14 protein-coding genes and 1 other RNA gene are annotated in these 17,080 nt (G+C 69.8%); 10 read left to right on the top strand and 5 right to left on the bottom strand.

The window, feature by feature from the left end; translation table 11 throughout:
• Positions 1 to 2 precede the first annotated feature (2 nt).
• The 9 genes from I6I07_RS14505 (at position 3) to I6I07_RS14545 (ending at position 11,381) form a co-directional block, all read left to right on the top strand.
• Positions 3 to 3,560 carry a UvrD-helicase domain-containing protein gene (locus I6I07_RS14505; RefSeq protein ID WP_198487170.1) on the top strand — a complete coding sequence of 1,186 codons (3,558 nt, stop codon included), beginning with the start codon at positions 3 to 5 and terminating at the stop codon, positions 3,558 to 3,560.
• Positions 3,561 to 3,800: 240 nt separating this feature from the next.
• An RNA gene (gene ffs / locus I6I07_RS14510) (signal recognition particle sRNA small type) lies at positions 3,801 to 3,898 on the top strand.
• A 121-nt stretch (positions 3,899 to 4,019) separates the two neighbouring features.
• A complete protein-coding gene (dnaX, locus tag I6I07_RS14515) occupies positions 4,020 to 6,275 on the top strand; it encodes a DNA polymerase III subunit gamma/tau (protein WP_198487171.1) in 2,256 nt (751 codons plus the stop codon).
• Between the two features lie 44 nt (positions 6,276 to 6,319).
• On the top strand, positions 6,320 to 6,646 hold the full coding sequence (locus tag I6I07_RS14520; RefSeq protein WP_006390710.1) for a YbaB/EbfC family nucleoid-associated protein: 327 nt from the start codon (positions 6,320 to 6,322) through the stop codon (positions 6,644 to 6,646).
• Between the two features lie 67 nt (positions 6,647 to 6,713).
• Positions 6,714 to 7,322 (top strand): recombination mediator RecR, encoded by a 609-nt coding sequence (recR, locus tag I6I07_RS14525; RefSeq protein ID WP_006385499.1) that lies wholly within the window; start codon positions 6,714 to 6,716, stop codon positions 7,320 to 7,322.
• A 96-nt stretch (positions 7,323 to 7,418) separates the two neighbouring features.
• Positions 7,419 to 8,708 carry a CaiB/BaiF CoA transferase family protein gene (locus I6I07_RS14530; RefSeq protein WP_198487172.1) on the top strand — a complete coding sequence of 430 codons (1,290 nt, stop codon included), beginning with the start codon at positions 7,419 to 7,421 and terminating at the stop codon, positions 8,706 to 8,708.
• Positions 8,689 to 9,729: an ABC transporter substrate-binding protein gene (locus tag I6I07_RS14535; protein WP_035359350.1), complete on the top strand. Its 1,041-nt coding sequence runs from the start codon at positions 8,689 to 8,691 to the stop codon at positions 9,727 to 9,729. The genes I6I07_RS14530 and I6I07_RS14535 overlap by 20 nt, the downstream gene beginning before the upstream one ends.
• Entirely contained in the window at positions 9,722 to 10,534 is an 813-nt protein-coding gene (locus tag I6I07_RS14540; protein WP_006390707.1) for an ABC transporter ATP-binding protein, read from the top strand. Before I6I07_RS14535 ends, I6I07_RS14540 begins: the two co-directional genes overlap by 8 nt.
• 52 nt (positions 10,535 to 10,586) lie before the next feature.
• Positions 10,587 to 11,381: an ABC transporter permease gene (locus tag I6I07_RS14545; protein ID WP_198487173.1), complete on the top strand. Its 795-nt coding sequence runs from the start codon at positions 10,587 to 10,589 to the stop codon at positions 11,379 to 11,381.
• A gap of 67 nt (positions 11,382 to 11,448) precedes the next feature.
• On the opposite strand, the gene I6I07_RS14550 is transcribed toward I6I07_RS14545, so the two are convergent.
• From I6I07_RS14550 to I6I07_RS14565, 4 genes are read right to left on the bottom strand one after another with little or no spacing between them, the layout of a single operon-like run.
• Positions 11,449 to 12,051 carry a biliverdin-producing heme oxygenase gene (locus I6I07_RS14550; protein WP_198487174.1) on the bottom strand — a complete coding sequence of 201 codons (603 nt, stop codon included), beginning with the start codon at positions 12,049 to 12,051 and terminating at the stop codon, positions 11,449 to 11,451.
• A complete protein-coding gene (locus tag I6I07_RS14555; protein ID WP_198487175.1) occupies positions 12,048 to 12,710 on the bottom strand; it encodes a hypothetical protein in 663 nt (220 codons plus the stop codon). Before I6I07_RS14555 ends, I6I07_RS14550 begins: the two co-directional genes overlap by 4 nt.
• 10 nt (positions 12,711 to 12,720) lie before the next feature.
• Positions 12,721 to 13,086: a response regulator gene (locus I6I07_RS14560; protein ID WP_198487176.1), complete on the bottom strand. Its 366-nt coding sequence runs from the start codon at positions 13,084 to 13,086 to the stop codon at positions 12,721 to 12,723.
• Positions 13,087 to 13,102: 16 nt separating this feature from the next.
• Positions 13,103 to 15,295: an ATP-binding protein gene (locus tag I6I07_RS14565; protein WP_198487177.1), complete on the bottom strand. Its 2,193-nt coding sequence runs from the start codon at positions 15,293 to 15,295 to the stop codon at positions 13,103 to 13,105.
• Positions 15,296 to 15,441: 146 nt separating this feature from the next.
• Between I6I07_RS14565 and I6I07_RS14570 the strand changes: the two genes are divergently transcribed.
• The gene (locus tag I6I07_RS14570) at positions 15,442 to 15,969 is read left to right on the top strand and encodes a carboxymuconolactone decarboxylase family protein (protein ID WP_006390701.1); all 528 of its coding nucleotides are present in this window, start codon (positions 15,442 to 15,444) and stop codon (positions 15,967 to 15,969) included.
• A gap of 12 nt (positions 15,970 to 15,981) precedes the next feature.
• Here I6I07_RS14570 and tal read toward each other — a convergent pair whose 3' ends face one another.
• Entirely contained in the window at positions 15,982 to 16,935 is a 954-nt protein-coding gene (gene tal, locus I6I07_RS14575; protein WP_198487178.1) for a transaldolase, read from the bottom strand.
• Between the last annotated feature and the right edge of the window lie 145 nt (positions 16,936 to 17,080).

Here is a 17,080-nt window from a genome sequence, read left to right on the forward strand (position 1 = left end):
CCATGGCCGATGTAGAACGCCAGCCCCAGGACCATGCCGCGCGCGCGGCGGCGCTGGACCCCGCACGCTCTTTCCTGGTGCAGGCGCCCGCCGGCTCCGGCAAGACGGAACTGCTGACCGACCGCATCCTGGCGCTGCTGGCCACCGTCAACCGGCCCGAGGAAATCGTCGCCATCACCTTCACGCGCAAGGCCGCCTCGGAGATGCATGCGCGCGTGCTGAGCAAGTTGCGCCGCGGCCTGGACGCGCCGCCCGAGGCCGCGCACGAGCGCCGCGGCTGGGAACTGGCGCGCGCCGCGCTGGCGCGCAACGCCGAACAGGAATGGCACCTGCTGGAACACCCGGCGCGGCTGGCGATCCGCACCATCGACTCGTTCTGCGCCGGCCTGGTTCGCAGCATGCCGTGGCTGTCCGAGCTGGGCGGCATGCCCGAGATCACCGACGACGCTCGCGCCCACTACGAAGCGGCGGCGCGCGCCACGCTCGACCTGGCGGACGACTACGATGCCGTCCGCATCCTGCTGCAGCACATGGACGTGGACGTGCAGGCGGCCAAGGACGCCATCGCCGACATGCTCGGCCAACGCGATCAGTGGTTGCCGTTGCTGCGCCATGGCTCCGACCGCGAAGCGCTGGAGCAAACCCTGGCCGAGGCCATCGGCGAGGACCTGGACGCGCTGTGCGAGGCCATGCCCTACGGCTGGGCCGATGCGCTGTCCGGCCCGGCGCGGCTGGCCGCGGCCCAGTTGCAGGACGGCGGCGAGGACGACCGGCTGGCCGCCTTGCTCGACTGGACCGAGGAACTGCCGGCCGATGCCGAGGTGCTGGACCAGTGGCGCGCCGTCGCGCACCTGCTGCTGACCGGCACGGGCTCGTTGCGCAAGACCGTCACCAAGACCCTGGGTTTTCCGGCCAAGTGCGCGCACAAGGAACCGTTCGTCGCCTGGCTCGAAAGCGCCGATGCCGATGCGGCCTGGGTGCGGCGCCTGGCGGCGGTGCGCGACATTCCGGCGCCGCGCTTGAGCGACGCGCAATGGGAAGTGCTGGGCGCCCAGCTGATGACGCTGGCGCTGGCCGTGGCGCAGTTGCGGCTGCGTTTCGCCGACACCGGCGAGGTCGATTTCATCGAGGTCTCGCAACGCGCCGCCTCGGCGTTGGGCAGCGCCGACGATCCGGGCGAGTTGCTGCTCAAGCTCGACGCCTCCATCCGCCATCTGCTGATCGATGAATTCCAGGACACCAGCCAGACGCAGCTGGACCTGTTGCGCACGCTGACCTCCGGCTGGCAGGAGGGCGATGGCCGCAGCCTGTTCCTGGTGGGCGATCCGATGCAGTCGATCTACCGGTTCCGCAAGGCGGAAGTGGGGCTGTTCCTCGAAGTCGCGGAAAAGGGCGTGGGCGAGCTGCAGCCGGGGTTCCTCAACCTGACCGACAATTTCCGCTCGCAGGCCGGCATCGTCGACTGGGTCAACCAGTCGTTCGCGCAACTGCTGCCCAAGCGCAGCGACGCCGCGGCGGGCGCCATCAAGTACAGCCCCTCCACCGCCTTCCACGGCGCCTTGCCGGATCCGGCCGTGCGCTTCCATCCCGCCTGGTCGCGCGCCGGCGCCGCGCCCGCCGAGGAGCAGGCCGAGGACATCGCCGTCGACCTGGTACGGCAGGCGCTGGCCGAACACGCGGGCAGCAAGCACCCGGTCGCGATCCTGGTTCGGGCCCGCAGCCACCTGGGCAACCTGACGCGCCGGCTGGCGCAGGAAGGCATCCGCTGCCGCGCGGTCGATCTGGTGCCGCTGGCGCTGCGGCCGGTGGTGGCGGACCTGGTGCAACTGGTGCGGGCGCTGTCGCATCCGGGCGACCGGCTGGCGTGGCTGTCGGTGCTGCGCGCGCCGTTCTGCGGCCTGACGCTGGAATCGCTGCAGCGCCTGTTCGGCGCCGACCATGTGACGCCGGTGCCGGTGCTGCTGGAGCGCCTGTTGCGCCCGGCGTCGGCGAAGGCCATGGCGGCGCCCTTGGCCACCGCGCCGGCCGCCCGCCAGGGATCGCTGTTCGACGACAGCGAGAACCCGGCGCAAGGGGCCTTGTTCGACGATGCGGCGCCTGAAGCATCGCGCGTTGATCCGGTCTTGACGCCGGTCGCGGCGGGCGAGGGCGAACCCTCGTTCGGCGGCGCGGACGCCCCGCGTTCGGCCGAGGCCCTGCTGCGTCCCGATGAATACGCGCGCCTGCGGCAGGTGGCGGCGATATTGCTGGACACGCGCAACGCGTCGGGCGCGATGCCGTTCGCGGCCTGGGTCGAGTCGCTGTGGCGCCGCCTGGGCGGCCCCGCGCTCTACAGCGGCCCGTCGGTCGCCAACGACGCCGAAAGCCTGTTCCAGCTGGTCGAGCGCCTGGCGCCGCACGGCGCCATCGACGTCGCCACGCTGGACACCGGCATCGCCCGCCTGTTCGCGGCGCCGGATGCCGCCGACGAAGAGGCCGCGGTCGAGATCATGACCATGCACAAGTCCAAGGGCCTGCAGTTCGAGACCGTGATCCTGTACGGCCTGCATCGCGCGCCGCGCGGCGACCAGCCGCCGCTGGTGCGCTTCGAGCAAAGCGGCGGCCGCGTGCTGTTCGGCCCGGTCAAACCGCGCGCCGAGACCGAGGCCGACCCCGTGTCGCGCTACCTCGGCGCGCGCGAGGCCCGTCGCGCGTCCTACGAAATCGACCGCCTGCTGTACGTCGCCGCCACCCGCGCCCGCAAGCGCCTGCACCTGGTCGGCCACGTCAACGTCGACGAGGCCAGCGGCCAGCCCAAGACGCCATCTTCCGCCAGCCTGCTGGGCCGCCTCTGGCCCTGCCTGGCCACCCCCACGCCGCCGGCCCTCGACGGCGACGCCGCCGAACCCGTGGCCGACGCGCCTGAATGGCAAGGCGAACCGCTGCGCCGTCTGCACCGCGACGGCCTGGCGCAATTGGCGCGGCAGGCCGACGTGTCCATCAGCCCCGGCTTCGCCGCCGCCGCGCGCGGCGCCTGGGGCGACAGCGCCGAGCATCCCGCCTGGCAACTCGAATCCGGCTACGACGCCGCCATCGGCACCCTGGCCCACGCCTGGCTGGCCCGCATCGGCCAGGACGGCGTCGCCACCTGGCCGGCCGACGCCCTGGCCCAACGCCTGCCCGCCATGCGTCGCCAACTGACCCGCGCGGGCATCCCCGCCAGCCAGGCCGACGCCGCCGCCGAAGCCGTCCTGGACACCCTCCAGTCCACCCTGGCCGACGAACGCGGCCTCTGGCTCCTGTCCCAATCCGGCGCCCGCCGCGAATGGCCCCTCATCGACGCCGCCGGCAAAGTCTCCGTCATCGACCTGGCCCTCAGCACCGAAGACGGCTGGCTCATCGTCGATTACAAAACAGGCCGCCCCCAACCCCACGAATCCCCCGCCGCCTTCGCCCAACGCATGCGCCAACGCCACGGCGACCAACTCCTGCGCTACTGCGCCCAGGTAACCGCCCTGGACGGCCGCAAAGCCCGCGCCGCCCTATATTTCCCCCGAGCCCAAGCCTGGATAGACCTATAAAAAAAGAGGCAAAACAAAAAAGACAAAGCAAGAAAAAAGGCAAAGCAAGAAAAAAGGCAAAGCAAGAAAAAAGGCAAAGCAAGGCAAAGCGAAGCGAGCCAACAAGACAAGCAAAGCAATGTCTTCCTCCCTCCCCCTAGGGGGGAGGGCCGGGGAGGGGGCCCACATACAGCCCCCCGGGGCCCGCCAACCAAGAGGCTAGCCGAGCGAGCAACGCGAAGCTCTGCTAGAATCTTGGTTGGCGGGCCCCTTCGCATGGTTCGACGGTGAACCTGGTCAGGTCGGGAACGAAGCAGCCATAGTCGTTTAGGGTCAGTGCCGGAGTAAGGCTCGCCAACCGGTTTTCGCAAAGGGGACGGGGTTGTTTTCCAAGGGGATTTCCCCGGAAGATGATTCCGTCCCTTTTGCATTTCATGCCGGCAATCGCATCGGCTCTTGCAAAGGCTCTACAATCCCGCCATGACTTATCTGGTACTGGCCCGCAAGTGGCGGCCGCGATCGTTCGATACCCTCGTGGGACAGGATCACGTGGTGCGCGCGCTGACGCATGCGCTCGACACCCAGCGCCTGCATCACGCCTGGCTGTTCACCGGCACGCGCGGCGTCGGCAAGACCACGCTGTCGCGCATCCTGGCCAAATCGCTCAACTGCGAAACCGGCATCACCTCCAAGCCCTGCGGCGTCTGTCGCGCCTGCACCGAGATCGATGCCGGCCGGTTCGTCGACTACCTCGAACTGGACGCGGCCTCGAACCGCGGCGTCGAGGAAATGACCCAGCTGCTGGAGCAGGCCGTCTACGCGCCAGGCGCCGGCCGCTTCAAGGTCTACATGATCGACGAAGTGCACATGCTCACGGGGCACGCGTTCAACGCGATGCTCAAAACGCTGGAAGAGCCGCCGCCGCACGTCAAATTCATCCTCGCCACCACCGACCCGCAGAAGATCCCGGTCACGGTGCTGTCGCGCTGCCTGCAATTCAATCTGAAGCAGATGCCGGCCGACTCCATCGTGGGCCACCTGCAGGCGGTGCTGGGCGAAGAGCAGGTCGGCTTCGAAGTGCCGGCCCTGCGCCTGATCGGCCAGGCCGCGTCGGGCTCGATGCGCGACGCGCTGTCGCTGACCGACCAGGCCATCGCCTACAGCGCCGGCAACCTGACCGAGGACGCCGTGCGCGGCATGCTCGGCACCATCGACCAGCGCCACCTGGTGCGCCTGCTGGACGCCTTGTCCACCGGCGACGCCAAGGGCGTGCTGGCGGTGGCCGATGAACTCGCCACGCGCGGCCTGTCGTACGCCGGCGCGCTGGCCGACCTGGCCGTGCTGCTGTCGCGCGTCGCCATCGAGCAGCGCGTGTCCGGCGTGATGCCGGCCGAGGATCCGCTGGCGGCCGACATCGCCCGCCTGGCGCAATCATTGCATCCCGACGCGGTGCAGCTGTTCTATTCGGTGGCGGTGCACAGCCGCGGCGAACTGACGCTGGCGCCCGACGAGTACGCCGGCTTCATCATGGCCTGCCTGCGCATGCTGGCGCTGAACGGTGACGCCGGTCCGCAGACCGCCATCGAGGCGCCCGCCGCGCCGGCCCGCCAGACGGCCGAGCCCGTCGCGGCCGCCGCGCAGCCGCCGCAAGCGGCGCCGGCCGCCGCCGCGCCGGTGGCGCAACCGGCAGCCCCCGCGCCGTCCGCGCCCGTGAGCGTGCCGCAAGCGAACGTCGCGCCGGCTCCGGCCGCCGCGCCCGCTGCTGTCGCGCCCGCGCCGGTGGCCGCGCCGCCCGTCGCCGCCCCTGTTGCCTCGCCCGTCGCCGCGTCCACCCAGCCGGCCGCTGCCAGCGTGCCGCCTTGGGAAGAGGCTCCCGCCGCCGCCGGTTCCGCCCAGGCCGCCGTCGACGCCGCTGCCCAGCCGGCGTCCGCCATGAATACCGCCGCGCCGAGCGCGCCGGCCACGGCATCGCCCGTTGCCGCGCCCGCCGTCGCGGCTGCGCCCGCGGCGCATGCTTCCGCCACGGACGCCCCCGCTGCCCCGGCGCCCGCCAAGTCGGCCCCGCTGGCCGTGACGCCCGCGGCTGCCGCGGTCGCGCCGGCCGCGGATGACAACGGTCCGCCGTCCTGGGTCGACGAGGAAATCCCGTTCGAGGCCGAAGGCGGCTTCGTGCCCGATGGTGGTTTCGCCCCCGACGGCGGTTTCACGTCGGACCCCGACGACGATTTCGAAACGCTGGCCAGCGCGCCTTCGTCCGCGCCCGCGCCGTCGGCGGCGCCCGCCCGGCGCGAAGGCCCGGCCCCGGCCCGCAAGCGCCAGTCGCGTGCCCGCCTGAACGACATGACCTCCGCCGCCTGGCCCGAGCTGGCCGCGCGCCTGCCGGTCACCGGCCTGGCCGCCGAGCTGGCGCGCCAGAGCGAATGGGCCGGCGTGCAGGGCGATGCCATCATCCTGCGCGTGGCGGTCAAGACGCTGGCCGAAAGCGAAAGCCGCGTGCGCCTGCAGACGGTGCTGTGCGAACACTTCGGCCAGGGCATCCGGCTGGACGTGGACGTCGGCGCGGTTGGTGAAGCCACGGCCCACGCCGTGGCCCAGGCCGAGCGCGCGGCGCGCCAGCAGGCCGCCGAGGACGCGGTCGCCGTCGATCCCTTCGTGCAGGCGCTGGTCTCCGACTTCGGCGCCCATGTCGTGGCGGGGTCGATCCGCCACGTCGAACCTCCTTCCGCCGCCGCGTAACGCGCCGGCAATCCCTACATTCCCTCGTTCAAGGAAGCTCCATCATGATGAAAGGACAATTGGCCGGTCTGATGCGCCAGGCGCAGCAGATGCAGGAAAACATGAAGAAGGCGCAGGACGCACTGGCCGAGATCCAGGTCGAAGGCGCCTCCGGCGGCGGCCTGGTCAAGGTCACCATGAGCTGCCGCCACGACGTCAAGCGCGTCGAGATCGATCCGTCGCTGCTGGCCGACGACAAGGACATGCTGGAAGACCTGGTCGCCGCCGCCTTCAACGACGCGCTGCGCAAGGCCGAAGCCACCTCGCAGGAAAAGATGGCGTCCGTCACCGCCGGCATGCCGCTGCCCCCGGGCATGAAGCTGCCGTTCTGATCGAACGTTCCGGCCGCCGCCGCCCCGGGCGGCGCGGCCTTTGCTGTCCGCACGTTTGCGTTGTGTCATGGATCCTCTACTGCCTGAACCCGAACCGCTGGTCTCGCTGATCGAGGCGCTGCGGCGCCTGCCCGGCGTGGGTGTGCGTTCCGCGCGGCGCATGGCCTATCACCTGTTGCAGCACGACCCCCAGGGCGCCGACATGCTCGGCCGCGCGCTGGCCGGGGCGGTGCGCGACCTGCGCCACTGCTCGCGTTGCAACAGCTTCGCCGAAGAGGACGTGTGCGCCACCTGCGCCAATCCCAAGCGCGATCCTTCCCTGCTGTGCATCGTCGAGACGCCGGCCGACCAGAACATGATCGAGTCCAGCCACGGCTATCGCGGGCTGTACTACGTGCTGATGGGACGGGTGGCGCCGCTCGAGGGCATCGGCCCGCGCGAGCTGGATTTCGACCGCGTCATCCGCCGCGCCACCGACGGCGTGGTGCAGGAGGTCATCCTGGCCACCAACTTCACCGCCGAAGGCGAGACCACCGCGCATTTCCTGGGCGAGGCCCTGGGCGAACGCGGCCTGCGGGTCACGCGCCTGGCGCGCGGCGTGCCGGCCGGCAGCGAGCTGGAATACGTCGACGCCGGCACCATCGCCTGGGCGCTGATGGAGCGCAAGACCACCTGATACGCATCCACAATAGTCCGCCGGCAATGTACCGGCGGGCATTGGAAGAACTGCCCGCGCGCGCGGCGCGGCATCCACAAGAGGAAGACAACCGCCATGTCAGCCCTGACCGGCCTGAAGGTCCTGGAACTCGGCACGCTCATCGCCGGCCCGTTCGCCGCCCGCATCTTTGGTGAATTCGGCGCCGACGTCATCAAGGTGGAAACGCCGCACGGCCCCGACGGGACCGGCGGCGGCGACCCCATCCGCAGCTGGCGCCACCTGCACGAAGGCAATTCGCTGTGGTGGACGGTGCAGGCCCGCAACAAGCAATCCATCGCCCTCAACCTCAAGCACCCCGAAGCCCGCGAGATCGCCCGCAAGCTGGCGCTGGACGCCGACGTGGTGGTCGAGAACTACCGCCCCGGCGTGCTGGAAAAATGGGGGCTGGGCTTCGAGCAGCTGCGCGCCATCAACCCCGCGCTGATCATGGTGCGCCTGTCCGGCTACGGCCAGACCGGCCCGATGAAGGACCAGCCGGGTTTCGGCGCGATCGGTGAATCGATGGGCGGCCTGCGCTACGTGTCGGGCCATCCCGACCGGCCGCCGCTGCGGGTCGGCATCTCGATCGGCGATTCGATCGCCGCGCTGCACGGCGTGATCGGCGCCATGATGGCGCTGCGCCACCGCGACGCCACCGGCGGCCGCTGGAACGGCCGGCAGGGCGAGGCGTGCAGGGCGGGGCAGGGCCAGATGGTCGACGTCGCCCTGTACGAGGCGGTGTTCAACATGATGGAAAGCCTGGTGCCCGAATACGACGTGGCCGGCGTGGTGCGCGAGCGCACCGGCGGCGCGCTGCCCGGCATCGTGCCGTCCAACACCTATACGACGCGCGATGGCCAGAACATCGTCATCGCCGGCAATGGCGACGCGATCTTCCACCGCCTGATGCTGGCCATCGGCCGCGACGACCTGGCCTCGGACCCGGACCTGGTGCGCAACGATGGCCGCGCCCGCCGGGTCGCCGAGATCGACGGCGCCATCCAGCAGTGGTGCGACGGCCGCGGCATCGACGAGGCGCTCAACACCCTGAAGGCGGCCGACGTGCCGGTTGGCAAGATCTACAGCGTGGCCGACATGTTCACCGACCCGCAGTTCCTGGCGCGCCGCATGATCGAGCAGCACCAGTTCGCCGACGGCAGCCCGGTCAAGCTGCCGGCGGTGGTTCCCAAACTCTCGGAAACCCCGGGCGGCACCCGCTGGATCGGTCCGTCATTAGGGGAACATACCGAGGAAGTCCTGAAATCGCTGGGGTATGATTCAGCGGCTATCGACAAGCTGGCGCAGACCGGCGCTATCGGTATCCCCGCACCCAAGGAGACAACACATGTCAGTCACACGTCGTGATCTGCTCAAGATGGCCGGCGCCGCCGGCGTCATGGGCATGGCCCCCGCCATCGTGCGCGCCCAGAAGCTGGAAAAGACCAAGGTCCAGATCGCCGTGGGCGGCAAGCCCCTGATCTACTACCTGCCGCTGTCCATCGCCGAGGCCCGCGGTTATTTCAAGGACGAGGGCCTGGACGTCTCCATCGCCGACTTCGCCGGTGGTTCCAAGGCCCTGCAGGCCGTGGTGGGCGGCAGCGCCGACGTGGTCTCGGGCGCTTTCGAGCACACGCTGGCCATGCAATCGAAGGGCCAGGCCTACCGCGCCTTCGTGCTGCAGGGCCGCGCGCCGATGATCGGCGTGGGCGTGTCCAAGAAGAACCTGCCCAACTACAAGGGCCCCGCCGACCTCAAGGGCAAGAAGATCGGCGTGACCGCGCCGGGCTCGTCCACCAACATGGTGGTCAGCTTCTTCCTGGCCAAGCACGGCCTGAAGGCTTCCGACGTTTCCATCATCGGCGTGGGCGCCGGCGCCGGCGCGGTGACCGCGTTGCGCAGCGGCCAGATCGACGCCATCTCCAACACCGACCCCGTGGTGTCGATGCTGGAAATGCCGGGCGACATCCAGATCATCGTCGACACCCGTACGCTCAAGGACACCCAGGACATCTTCGGCGGCAACATGCCGGCCGGCTGCCTGTACGCGCCGCAGGCGTTCGTCGACGCCAACCCCAACACCGTGCAGGCGCTGACCAACGCCATGGTGCGCGCCGACAAGTGGATCCAGAAGGCCGGCCCGGACGAGATCGCCAAGGTCGTGCCCGAGACCTACCTGCTGGGCGACCCGGCCGTGTACAAGGCCGCCATCGGCAAGAGCCTGGAAGGCCTGTCGCCCGACGGCATGATCCCCGAGGACGGCGCCGCCACCGCGCTCAAGGCCCTGGCCGCCTACCAGGCGGATTTCGACGGCGCCAAGATCGACCCGTCCAAGGTCTGGACCAACGACTTCGCCCGCCGCGCCAACGAGAAGTATCCCAATGGCTGACGCCGCGCTATCGCTGGAAAACATCAGCTGCACCTTTGTCTCCCGCGACGACCGCTCGCAGCGCTACACCGCCGTCAGCGACACCAGCCTGGCCATCGCGCCGGGCGAGTTCGTGTCGGTGGTGGGCCCGACGGGCTGCGGCAAGTCCACCCTGCTCAACGTCAGCGCCGGCCTGCTGTCGCCGTCGTCGGGCCAGGTGAAAGTGTTCGGCCAGCCGCTGTCGGGCATCAATGCGCGCGCCGGCTACATGTTCCAGGGCGAGGCGCTCTTGCCCTGGCGCAGCGCGCTCGACAACGTGGTGGCCGGGCTCGATTTCGCCGGCGTGCCGCGCGCCGAAGCGCTCGAGCGCGGCCGCGACTGGATGCGCCGCGTCGGCCTGGGCGGCTTCGAAAGCCGCTATCCGCACCAGATGTCGGGCGGCATGCGCAAGCGCGCCATGCTGGCGCAGACGCTGATCCGCGACCCCGACATCATCCTGATGGACGAGCCGTTCTCGGCGCTCGACATCCAGACGCGCCAGCTGATGGAAAACGAGGTGCTGGACCTGTGGATGGCCAAGCGCAAGGCGGTGTTGTTCATCACCCATGACCTGGACGAAGCCATCGCCATGAGCGACCGCGTGGTGGTGCTGTCGGCCGGGCCGGGCACGCATCCCATCGGCGAGTTCGTCATCGACCTGCCGCGTCCGCGCGACGTGGCCGAAGTGCGCAACAACCTGCGTTTCGTCGAATTGCACGCGGCCATCTGGGCGGTGTTGCGCGAGGAAGTGCTCAAGGGCTATGCCCAACAACAGAAGCGGGCCTGAGGCCCATGCCTGATCCCGGCCGCGCCCGCTTCCCCACGTACAGGCCCTGACCATGTCCAAGTCGTTCAAACCGGGTTCCGCCAGCCTGCGCTTCTGGCAGTTGCTGCTGCTCGTCGTCATCCTGGGCGTGTGGCACTTCGCCTCGCGCGATTCCAAGGTGGCGTTCTTCTTTGGCGAACCCCTCAAGGTGTGGGGCCGCATCTGGGCCTGGTTCGTCACCAACGCCGACATCTACACCCACCTGTGGGTCACGCTGACCGAAACGGTGCTGGCCTTCTTCATCGGCACCATCGCCGGGCTGGGTTTCGGCCTGTGGCTGGGGCTGTCGCCGCGCGCCAGCGCGATTCTCGACCCCTACATCAAGGCGGCCAACTCGATGCCGCGCGTGATCCTGGCGCCGATCTTCGGCATGTGGTTCGGGCTCGGCATCTGGTCCAAGGTGGCGCTGGCGGTGACGCTGGTGTTCTTCATCGTCTTCTTCAACGTCTACCAGGGCGTGCGCGAGGTCAGCCCGACGCTGCTCGACAACGCCCGCATGCTGGGCGCGCGCCGGCGCCAGCTGCTGCGCCACGTCTACCTGCCGTCGGCCACCAGCTGGGTGTTCTCCAGCCTGCACACCTCGGTGGGCCTGGCCTTCGTCGGCGCGGTGGTGGGCGAATACCTGGGTTCGGCCAGCGGCGTCGGCTACCTGATCCTGCAGGCCGAGGGCACCTTCGACGTCAACACCGTGTTCGCCGGCATCGTGGTGCTGACCGCATTCGCGCTGGTGCTCGACTACATCGTCGGGATCGGCGAGAAGCGCCTGATGAAGTGGCAGCCCAAGTCGGGCGAGACCGAGAAGCTCTAGCCGGCGCGGGCCGCCGGGCGCATCGCCCGGCCCGCGCGCGTCACCGCCTGCCTGGCGCCGCTGAAGGCTAGGCCTTGCCGCCCTGCGGGGCCGGCGCGTCCGGGTGGATCAGGGCGCCGTGCGCCCGCAGCCAGACGGTGAGGCTGTCGAACGCATCGCGCGCGCCTTGCAGCGCCTGCGCTTCCTGGCCCCGGGCCGCGCTGTCCAGATGCAGCAGGAAACCCTTCCACAGCGTGCCCGTGTCCTCGCCATACCCTCGCAGATAAGCAAGCGGCAGGGGCGGCGCGACGTCTTCCAGGCGCTTGGCCAGGAAACGCCCGCCCAGTTGCGATCCCTCGACCACATAGGCCACGCCCAGCGCGTAGGCGTCGGCGGCCTGTGGCGCGGGCGCATCGGGGCATTCGGGCACGGGGGCGGCGTCACCCGCGGTGCGCAGGTCGGCGCGGATCAGGGCGCTCTTGCCGGCGCGGGCCGCGGCCTGCAAGCCGGCCGGCCAGTCCAGTTGCCACAGCCGCCGTTCGACCGGCTCCAGCCATCCCAGCAAGGCGCGCAGATAGGCCAGGTAGCGGGCCGGGCTGACGTCGCCATCGGCCAGCGCCAGTCCCTGGTCCAGGGTGTCGTGGCGTTCGCGGGTGCCGTCGCGCAGCACCTGGTGTACGGGAGAAATCATGCGGAATCCTTGGTGGCCGTGGCGGGCAGGTGCAGCGACCAGCATTGCGGCTGTCGTTCGAGGCGCCAGCCCGAGGCCAGTGCCAGGTTCTCGATGTCGCGCGGATCGAACAGCGCCGGCGCGACCGGGGCATGGGCCGGCGCGGGCAGGCGCGCGTGCCACACGGCGGGATCGGAGGCGTCCAGCGTCAGTTCGGTGTCCTCGGGCAGCCACGGCAGCAGGCACAGGACCCAGGCCATCACCAGGTAGCGCGCGGCAAAGGCCGGCAGGTCGACCGGCGCCGGTTCGTCGGGCCAGTGGACGCGTCGCTTGGACCACATCAGTTGCGAGAACAGCAGCTTGCGGCATTCCTTGAGCAGGGTCGCCGCCGGCAGCGAAGCGCCATTGTCGACGAGCCATTGATCGAGTCCGCGCAGGACCTCGACGCTGTCTTCCAGCATCAGTTGCAGGTCGCCGGCCAGGCGCTGCGTACGCTGCTGCAGGGCGTCGGCGGCGGCGCCCTCGGGCGCCTGCCGCAGCATGGCCGTGGCCAGCGTGGCGTTGGACAGCGGCGCGAGGGCCTCGTGGCGCAGCACCGGAAAGACCTGCGCCAGGACCTGGAAGCGCACGCCTTGCGCGGCCAGCGCCTGGGCGTGCGGGGAGGAATCGGCGGCGTGCATCGCGACCGCCTCAGCCCGCCTGCCGCAGCACGGTCAGCAGTGCGTCGGGGTCGGCGGGTTTTTCGATCCAGCCGTCGAACAGGCTGGCGGCGTCTTCGTGGCGCTCGTGGCGCGCCAGGCCGCTCAGGGCGTAGATGCGCGACGCGGCGTTGCGCCGGCGCAGTTGCCGCGCCAGTTCGTAGCCGTCCATGTCGGGCAGCAGGATGTCCACCAGCACCGCCTGCGGGTCGAAGCTGGCGGCCTGCGCCAGCGCGTCCTCGCCGGTGCCGGCGCAGCGCGTTTCCAGACCGGACATGGCCAGGAATTCGGCCAGCAGTTCCGAGCCCATTTCGTTGTCGTCGACCAGCAGGACGCGTAACGTGCGCGCATCGTTCAAAAGATGTCTCCAGGATTCAGGGTGTTTGCGGCGCGGGCAGGCCGCGCGGCAGGGTAACGGTGAAGATGACCAGGCCATCGCGGCAGGCGACGGCGATGTCGCCATCGTGGTCGCGCACCACCTGGTTGGCAATATACAGGCCCAGCCCCAGGCCGGTGCGGTTGCGCGAGTGGCCCAGCGATTCCGGCTTGAATGGCGAGAACAGGTGCGCCATGACGTCGTCGGGAATCGGCGCGCCGTGGTTGGTCACGGTCAGTTCGATCGTGTCGCCCACGCGCGCGGCGGCGACGCGGATCGGCATGCGCGGCGCGCCATGCTGGCGCGCGTTGCTCATCAGGTTGGTGACCACCTGGGCGATGCGGTCGGTGTCGGCCATCAGCGTCAGCCCGGGGTCCACCTCGGGCTCGATGCGCAGGCCCGGGTAGGCCTGGCGCTTTTCCTCGATCAGGCCGGTCAGCAGTTCCGACAGCTGGCATTCGCGCTTCTCGATGCCCAGGCCCATGCCGCCCTGCAGCCGCGACAGGTCCAGCACCTGCGAGATCAGTCTCTGCATGCGCCCGCTCGAATAGCGGATGCGCTCGCCCATGCGGGCGCCGGAATCGGTCTTGGACAGCAGCGTGGCGGCCATCGAGATCGACTGCAACGGGTCGCGCAGGTCGTGGCCGAGCATGGCCAGCAGCGCGGTGCGGGCGCGGTCGACGTCGGCGGCGCGGCTGGTGGCGATGTGCGAGAGTTCGTCGCGCAGGTTGTCGGCCGCCTCCAGCTCGGCCGGCAGCCACGGCGCGCTGGTGTCGCGCGTGACTTCGCGCCAGGCCTCGAACGAGCCGCGCGGCGTCAGGCGCGGGCCGAGGTTGCCCACGGCGTACTGCTTTTCCGGCTTGCCGCCCCAGACCACGGTTTCGATCTGTTCACGTCGCAGCCAGATCAGCCAGCCGTTGTTCATCGGATCGAACTTGCAGGCCAGCAGGCCGGCGTAGGGCACCAGGTCGGTTTGCAGGCCGGGGTAGTCGCGCGCGATGTTGTCGCTGTGGACCAGCCGCTGGCCGCTCTGGTCCAGCGCGCACAGGATGCCCGCCAGCTCGCCGCGCGGCGCGATGCCGCCGAACACCGTCACGCTGTTGCCCCACAGGCACAGCGCGGCGTCGTTGGGAACCAGCGAGGCGGGGGTGTCGGGGCCGCCCGACAGGGCCTGGTGCACGTTCTCGGACGCGGACACGCGCTCGGCCAGCCGGCTCACCAGCGCGGCGCTGCGGCGCGCCTGCTCGGCGCGTTCGCTGCCTTCGATGTTGGCCAGCGCCGCCGACAGCACCTGCGCCAGCGCCTCGCAGGCCAGGCGGGCGGAATAGGGGATCAGGCGCGGGCAATGGTGATGGCAGGCGATCATGCCCCACAGCCGGCCGCCGATCACCAGCGACAGGCTCATCGAGGCGCGCACGCCCATGTTGGCCATGTACTCGAGATGGATCGGCGACACGCTGCGCAGCACCGAAAAGCTCATGTCCAGCGGCGGGCCGTCCTGGCCATCCTGGCCCAGCACGCGCACCGGCCGGTACTGGCCGTCGGCGATCTGGCGCAACGTGTTCACGGTGTACAGGCGGCGCGCCTGCGCCGGGATGTCGCCGGCCGGATAGCGCCGTCCGATCCAGTCCTGCAGCGCCGGATCGCCGCGCCGTTCGGCCACGATCTCGCCGCTGTCGTCGGGATGGAAGCGGTAGGCCATCACGCGGTCGAAGCCGGTGGCGCGCTGCACTTCCTGCACCGTGCGGTCCAGCAGGCCGGCGATGTCGCGCTGCGAGCGGATGCGTTCGATGCCGCGGTAGATGCGGGCGGGGTCGGCGATGCCGGGATCGTCGCCGCGGCGTTCGAGTTCGATCAGCGTCAGGCCGTCGGCGTTGCGATGGGCGATGACGTCGTAGGTGTGCTCGCCCAGCGCGATGGCGAGCGGGTCGAAGACGGGGTCGGTGCCGGCCAGCCAGGCCGGCAGGATGTGCGCTAGCCCCGGCGGCAACGCGGCCGGCGCGCAGGGGGAACCCAGTGCCAGCGGCATGCCCAGCACCTGCGGCGCGTTTTCGCTGGCGTAGCGCAGCACCCCCGCGGCGTCGAACGCGAGCAGCGCGCCCAGCGGCTGGATCGCGCCCGGTACATGGATCGGTTCGCTATCGCAGTTGGCGAGGGTGACGGGCGGGTGGGACTGGGTCGGCGCATTCATTCTAGGCTTGTCCTGGAGGTGCGCAATGTGTTGTCATTATGTCAAAGTTCTTGCGAATGTGTGCATTTGCTGCGCCTCGGCTTTTCGATGCTCGGAAGCCTTAGGATCGATGGCGCCAGCCGGCCCTAATCCCCTACGGAGTTTTCATGGCGCGTCTTCCCTACGCCGACCTGTCTCATCCCGAAGCGCGACCCCTGGTCGACCGTATCGTCGCCGAGCGCGGCAGCGTGCTGCACCTCTACCAGATGCTGCTGCACAGCCCGGCGGTGGCGGGCGGCTGGCTCAATTACCTGACGTCCATCCGCCAGCTGTCCACCCTGCCGGGCGATATTCGCGAACTTGTGATCATGCGGGTGGCGGCCATCAACGGCGCGCCCTACGAGGCCGACCAGCACGCGCCGATCGCGCTGAAGGAGGGCCTGTCGCAAGCCCAGCTGGATGCCCTGCCCGAGTGGGAGGCGTCGACCCTTTTCAGCGAGCGCGAGCGCGCGGTGCTGGCCTACACCGACGCCATGACGCGCCAGGTGCAGGTGCCGGAGCCGGTGTTCCAGGCGGCGCGCGCCGCCATGGGGTCGGAAAAGCTGATCGTCGAACTGACCGCCACCGTTGCCGCCTACAACATGGTGTCGCGCTTCCTGGAAGCGCTGCAGGTGCATTCGCACGACCACCGCTGATGGCGGCGCGGATCAGCCGCGTTGCGCCTCGATCAGCGCGTCCAGCTTGATGGCGTCGGCGACGAAGGCACGGATGCCTTCGGCCAGCTTGTCGCTGGCCATGGCGTCGTCGTTGAGCTGGGTGCGGAACGCCACTTCGTCCGAGGCGATGCGGGCGATGTCGCCGCCCGCCGTGTCGGCGCGCAGTTGCGCCGGGGCGTCGCCCTCGGTCTGCGACAGCTGGGTCAGCAGCTCGGGGCTGATGGTCAGCAGGTCGCAGCCCGACAGCGCCAGGATCTGGCCGACGTTGCGAAAGCTCGCGCCCATGATCTCGGTGGCGATGCCGAAACGCTTGTAGTACTGATAGATGCGGGTCACCGACTGCACGCCGGGATCGCGCGCGCCGGCGTGGTCGGCGTCGACCCAATTGGCGCCGGCGGCCTTCTTGTGCCAGTCGTAGATGCGGCCGACGAACGGCGAGATCAATTGCACCTGGGCGTCGGCGCAGGCCACCGCCTGTGGCAAGGAGAACAGCAGCGTCAGGTTGCAGCGCACGCCCTCGGCCTGCAGCGCGCGGGCGGCCTGGATGCCTTCCCAGGTCGAGGCGATCTTGATCAGCACGCGCTCGCGCGGCACGCCGGCGGCTTCATACAGGGCGATCAGGGCGCGGGCGCGTTCGATGGTGGCGCGCGTGTCGAACGACAGGCGCGCGTCGACTTCGGTCGATACCCGGCCCGGCACGATGTCCAGGATGGCGCGGCCGAAGGCCACCAGCAGCCGGTCCATCAGTTCGGCCGTGGGGGCGCCGCGGTGGTCGCGGGCGGTCTTTTCGAGCAGGGGGCGGTAGGCGTCCTGCTGGACGGCCTTGAGAATAAGGGACGGATTGGTGGTGGCGTCGGTGGGACGCAGCGCCTTCATCGCTTCGAAATCGCCCGTGTCGGCGACAACGGTGGTGTGATTGCGCAGGGCGTCAAGTTGGCTGGACATGGGCAATACGGCTCGCAACATCAGGGTTGAAGGTGCTTTAGCGTATCACCGACCACCGAAATCTCCGATCTCAGCCTTATTTGGCGCGGTTCCCCGGGGAAAACGCCTACTCAAGGTATAATTCCAAGGTTTGATTATCGATTCT

The organism is Achromobacter deleyi, from assembly GCF_016127315.1.
Classification (GTDB): domain Bacteria; phylum Pseudomonadota; class Gammaproteobacteria; order Burkholderiales; family Burkholderiaceae_B; genus Achromobacter; species Achromobacter insuavis_A.

What these genes read in the sequence shown, in the direction of transcription:
- I6I07_RS14505 (WP_198487170.1), top strand. Translation starts at nt 3, where the DNA reads ATGGCCGATGTAGAACGCCAGCCCCAGGACCATGCCGCGCGCGCGGCG.
- dnaX (WP_198487171.1), top strand. Translation starts at nt 4,020, where the DNA reads ATGACTTATCTGGTACTGGCCCGCAAGTGGCGGCCGCGATCGTTCGAT.
- I6I07_RS14520 (WP_006390710.1), top strand. Translation starts at nt 6,320, where the DNA reads ATGATGAAAGGACAATTGGCCGGTCTGATGCGCCAGGCGCAGCAGATG.
- recR (WP_006385499.1), top strand. Translation starts at nt 6,714, where the DNA reads ATGGATCCTCTACTGCCTGAACCCGAACCGCTGGTCTCGCTGATCGAG.
- I6I07_RS14530 (WP_198487172.1), top strand. Translation starts at nt 7,419, where the DNA reads ATGTCAGCCCTGACCGGCCTGAAGGTCCTGGAACTCGGCACGCTCATC.
- I6I07_RS14535 (WP_035359350.1), top strand. Translation starts at nt 8,689, where the DNA reads ATGTCAGTCACACGTCGTGATCTGCTCAAGATGGCCGGCGCCGCCGGC.
- I6I07_RS14540 (WP_006390707.1), top strand. Translation starts at nt 9,722, where the DNA reads ATGGCTGACGCCGCGCTATCGCTGGAAAACATCAGCTGCACCTTTGTC.
- I6I07_RS14545 (WP_198487173.1), top strand. Translation starts at nt 10,587, where the DNA reads ATGTCCAAGTCGTTCAAACCGGGTTCCGCCAGCCTGCGCTTCTGGCAG.
- I6I07_RS14550 (WP_198487174.1), bottom strand. Translation starts at nt 12,051, where the DNA reads ATGATTTCTCCCGTACACCAGGTGCTGCGCGACGGCACCCGCGAACGC.
- I6I07_RS14555 (WP_198487175.1), bottom strand. Translation starts at nt 12,710, where the DNA reads ATGCACGCCGCCGATTCCTCCCCGCACGCCCAGGCGCTGGCCGCGCAA.
- I6I07_RS14565 (WP_198487177.1), bottom strand. Translation starts at nt 15,295, where the DNA reads ATGAATGCGCCGACCCAGTCCCACCCGCCCGTCACCCTCGCCAACTGC.
- I6I07_RS14570 (WP_006390701.1), top strand. Translation starts at nt 15,442, where the DNA reads ATGGCGCGTCTTCCCTACGCCGACCTGTCTCATCCCGAAGCGCGACCC.
- tal (WP_198487178.1), bottom strand. Translation starts at nt 16,935, where the DNA reads ATGTCCAGCCAACTTGACGCCCTGCGCAATCACACCACCGTTGTCGCC.